General features: G+C 29.6%; 4 protein-coding genes. 1 reads left to right on the forward strand and 3 read right to left on the reverse strand.

Annotation, left to right across the window (positions count from 1 at the left end):
* A partial coding sequence (locus ACI3VO_RS07980) for an NAD(P)-binding domain-containing protein (protein ID WP_439757402.1) occupies positions 1–209 on the reverse strand: 209 nt, incomplete at its 3' end.
* Between the two features lie 183 nt (positions 210–392).
* On the opposite strand from ACI3VO_RS07980, the gene ACI3VO_RS07985 reads away from it, so the two are divergent.
* A complete protein-coding gene (locus tag ACI3VO_RS07985) occupies positions 393–1,058 on the forward strand; it encodes a GntR family transcriptional regulator (protein ID WP_439757403.1) in 666 nt (221 codons plus the stop codon).
* Positions 1,059–1,197: 139 nt separating this feature from the next.
* Here ACI3VO_RS07985 and glyS read toward each other — a convergent pair whose 3' ends face one another.
* Together glyS and glyQ are read right to left on the reverse strand one after the other, a co-directional pair.
* A complete protein-coding gene (gene glyS / locus ACI3VO_RS07990; RefSeq protein WP_439757404.1) occupies positions 1,198–3,264 on the reverse strand; it encodes a glycine--tRNA ligase subunit beta in 2,067 nt (688 codons plus the stop codon).
* A complete protein-coding gene (gene glyQ, locus ACI3VO_RS07995) occupies positions 3,264–4,142 on the reverse strand; it encodes a glycine--tRNA ligase subunit alpha (protein ID WP_439757405.1) in 879 nt (292 codons plus the stop codon). Before glyQ ends, glyS begins: the two co-directional genes overlap by 1 nt.
* Between the last annotated feature and the right edge of the window lie 23 nt (positions 4,143–4,165).

Consider the following 4,165-nt stretch of genomic DNA (forward strand, 5'->3'; position numbering starts at 1 on the left):
ACTATTTTTCCATTTGGTAATATTGTAAATATAACTTCACAAATTTCTCCGATTTCTTTTAAAGTAGCACTTTTTGCTCCTAATTCAACAAATTCATTTACTACTACTTCATTTAAATCATACACATATAAATCACAACCAGCCTTTAATAAATTTTTAGCCATTGGTCTTCCCATTATCCCTAATCCTATAAATCCTGTTTTTTTCATTGTTTAATTTCTCCCTTCGATTTATTATGATTTTATTGTACTACATACCGGTATACCTGTAAACGTTTTTCTTTTGTTTTTTTGTGTTTTTTTGAATTTTAAAATTTTTTTGTTTACAAATTCACATATTTGTTATAATTTTAATTGGTGATATATAAATTTAAGAAAGGAGATACTATAATAATGATTGAAATGAAACCTTTACAATTAAAGGCATATGATTATATAAAGGATTTAATATTAACTCATAAATTACAAGAAGATGAAATATATTCTGAAACTAAAATAGCTAAAGAATTAGGTATTTCAAGAACACCTTTAAGAGATGCAATCCATCATTTAGTAGAGGAAGGATATATAGATATCATTCCAAGTAAGGGGTTTAAGCTTCATAAAATGACAAAGCAAGATGTACTCGACACTTTTCAGATAAGATCTGCAATTGAAGGATACTGCACTTTTTACATAACAAAAAATTATAAAACAGAAGAATGTCAACAGCTATTTTCCTATTTAGAATACTTGCTTTTTAAACAAGAGCAAATATTAAATTCTAGTAAATCTATAGAGGAATTTACTCCATTTGACAATAAATTTCACATTGAAATAGTACATCATCTAAAAAATCAATCCTTCAATAAACTATTTGATATGCAGCTTTATAGAATAAAGGCTCTTGCAACATCATCTTTATCTCATGTCGGTAGAATGGAAGATACTTTAAAAGAGCATAAAAATATATTTAATGCTATGACTAGTGGAGATGTTGAAAATATATATAAAATTACTATGGAGCACATGCAAAATCCTCTTTATATAAATCTTGAAGATTTATCATCTATTGAATAAACTTTGTTAATTTTTTATTTTTATTTCACACAAAAATAGGCAAATATGTCAACTTTATTTTTTTTAAAGTTTACTTATTTGCCTATTCTATATTTTATTTATATTTTACTATTTTAAATTTTTTATAATGAATACTTTTTTATTTGTAAACAATTTTAGATAAATCGCATATAGTTAGCATAGTGTCGTAAATTTGTTTTAATAATCCTAATCTATTTGCTTTTACAGCTTCGTCTTTATCCATTATCATTACATTGTCGAATAAGTTATCTACAAGTGGTTTTATTGAAGCAAAAGCATCTAATGCTTTATTGTATTCTTTATTAGCTAGGAATCCTTCAACTTGTGCTTTTATTTCTTTGAATCCAGCATTTAATTTTACTTCTGGATCTTCTTTTAATAAAGCTTCGTCAACTTTATCAGATTCAGCTTTTTCAGCTAATGTAGATACTCTGTTGAAAGCAGTTAACATTTCAACTAATTCTTCTTTTTGAAGCCAGTTGTTTAATTCAACAGCTCTAGTATGTATGTCTGATATACTGTTTAAGTTAGAGCTTAATACAGCATCTATTACATCGTATCTTATTCCTAAATCCTTGAATAAGTTTTTAACTCTTTCAGTAAAGAAGTCCATTATTTGAGCTACTACTTCAGCTTTATTGAATTCTAAATTATCATAATTATCAAGAGCATCGTTTACTAATTTTTCTAGGTTTATATCTAGTTTTTTGTCTAATAGTATACTTAATATACCTAAAGCTTGACGTCTTAGAGCATATGGGTCTTGTGATCCAGATGGTTTTATTCCTATTGCAAAGAAACCTGCTATAGAGTCTAATTTATCAGCTATAGATAGAGCTATACCAGCTTTAGTTTCTGGAAGTATATCTCCTGCAAATCTTGGTAGGTAATGCTCGAATATAGCTTCAGCTACAGCGTCATTTTCACCACAAACTTTAGCGTATTCACGTCCCATTACACCTTGAAGCTCTGTAAATTCAAATACCATATTAGTTACTAAATCAGCTTTACATAATTTAGCAGCTCTCATAGCATCGTTTAGTATTTCTTTTTCATCTAGAGAATCTACTATATCTTCTACTAATTTTTCTATTCTTATAGTTTTGTCGTATACTGTTCCTAATTTAGCTTGGAATACAACAGTTTTTAAGTTTTCTACAAATGATTCTAGTGGTTTTTTGATGTCTTCTTTGTAGAAGAATAGAGCATCTGCAAGTCTAGCTTCTAGAACCTTTTCATTCCCAGCTTTTACTAAGTCTAATCTGTTGTCTCCTCCATTTCTAACTGCTATAAAGTATGGTAATAATTTACCATCTTTAGAAACAGGGAAGTATCTTTGATGATCCTTCATTGGAGTTGTTACAACTTCTTTAGGAAGTTTTACGTAATCTGTATCGAATTCTCCATAAAATGCAGTAGGATATTCTACTAGATAAGTTATTTCTTCTAGTAAATCATCTTCTATTTCAACTACTCCACCTAAAGATTTTGCTACTTCTTCAGATTGAGTTTTTATAATTTCTTTTCTTACATTTTGATCTAAAACTACATAATTATTTTTAAGTGCTTCAAAATATTCTTCTATTGAATTTACTTCTATTTCTTTTGCACCTAAGAATCTATGTCCTTTTGTTACGTTAGAAGCTATTATACCTTCTAAATCTACAGGTAAAGTTTCGTCGTTTAATAGAGCTACCATCCATCTTATAGGTCTAGCAAATTTCATATTTTTGCCGCCCCAGCGCATAGCTTTAGGGAATGTAACTCCTTTTATAGCTTCTGGTACTACTTCTTTTAAAACTTCAGAAGTTGCTTTACCTTCTTCTTTTAAAGTACCAAATAAATATTCTTCTTTTCCAGCTTGCTTAAAGTATACATCACTTTCAGATAAACCTTTGCTCTTCATAAATCCTAATGCAGGCTTTGTAAAGTTTCCATCAGCATCTACAGCTATTTTTTTAGATGGACCTTTTACTTCTTCTTCAAGATCTGCTTGATTGTCGCTTATTTTATTTATTACAAAAGTAAGTCTTCTTGGTGTTGCATAAGTTTCTATACCTTCAAAATCAACTCTATTTTCGGCTAATGATTTTTCTAAGTTTTCTTTTATTTGTGCTAGTGTAGATTCAACAAATCTTGATGGTAATTCTTCTACACCTACTTCTAGTAAAAAGTAATTTTTCATTATTTGTCACCTTCCTTCATAAGAGGGTATCCCATTTCTTTTCTTTGTTCAACGTAAAGTTGTGAAACGGCTTTAGCCATATCTCTAACTCTTCCTATGAATGAAGCTCTTTGGCTTACACCTATTGCTCCATTTGCATCTAGAGTGTTAAATGTATGTGAGCATTTTAAAACATAGTCATAAGCTGGTATAACTAGTCCTTTTTCTATTATTCTTATAGCTTCTTTTTCGTATATATCGAATAAGTTAAATAGCATTTCTGCGTCACATTCTTCAAATGCATACATAGTGTTTTCATATTCTTGTTTTTTGAATACTTCTCCATAAGTTATAGAATCATTCCATTTTAGATCGTATACGCTATCTACATCTTGTATATACATAGCAAGTCTTTCTAAACCATATGTAATTTCACCAGTTTCTAATTCACATTCTATACCACCGACTTGTTGGAAATATGTAAATTGAGTAACTTCCATACCATCTAGCCAAACTTCCCATCCAAGTCCCCAAGCACCAACTGTAGTTGATTCCCAGTTATCTTCAACGAATCTTATATCGTGTTCTAATGGATTTATACCTATAGCTTCTAAGCTCTTTAAGTATAAGTCTTGTATATCATCTGGTGATGGTTTTAATATAACTTGGAATTGATGATGTTGATATAATCTATTTGGATTTTCACCATATCTACCATCTGCAGGTCTTCTAGATGGTTCAACATAACATACACTCCATGGTTCTGGTCCTAGAGATCTTAGAAGTGTATTTGGATTCATAGTACCTGCACCCTTTTCAACATCATAAGGTTGCATCATGATACATCCTTGCTTAGCCCAATAGCTTTGTAGAGCAAGTATCATTTCTTGAAAATTCATAATAATACCTCCTATATAATATA

Origin of the sequence: Intestinibacter sp. (assembly GCF_051866655.1) — a bacterium.
Taxonomy (GTDB): domain Bacteria; phylum Bacillota; class Clostridia; order Peptostreptococcales; family Peptostreptococcaceae; genus Intestinibacter.

Excerpts from the sequence above, each read along its gene's own strand:
- ACI3VO_RS07985 (WP_439757403.1), top strand. The coding sequence starts at position 393 with ATGATTGAAATGAAACCTTTACAATTAAAGGCATATGATTATATAAAG.
- glyS (WP_439757404.1), bottom strand. The coding sequence starts at position 3,264 with ATGAAAAATTACTTTTTACTAGAAGTAGGTGTAGAAGAATTACCATCA.
- glyQ (WP_439757405.1), bottom strand. The coding sequence starts at position 4,142 with ATGAATTTTCAAGAAATGATACTTGCTCTACAAAGCTATTGGGCTAAG.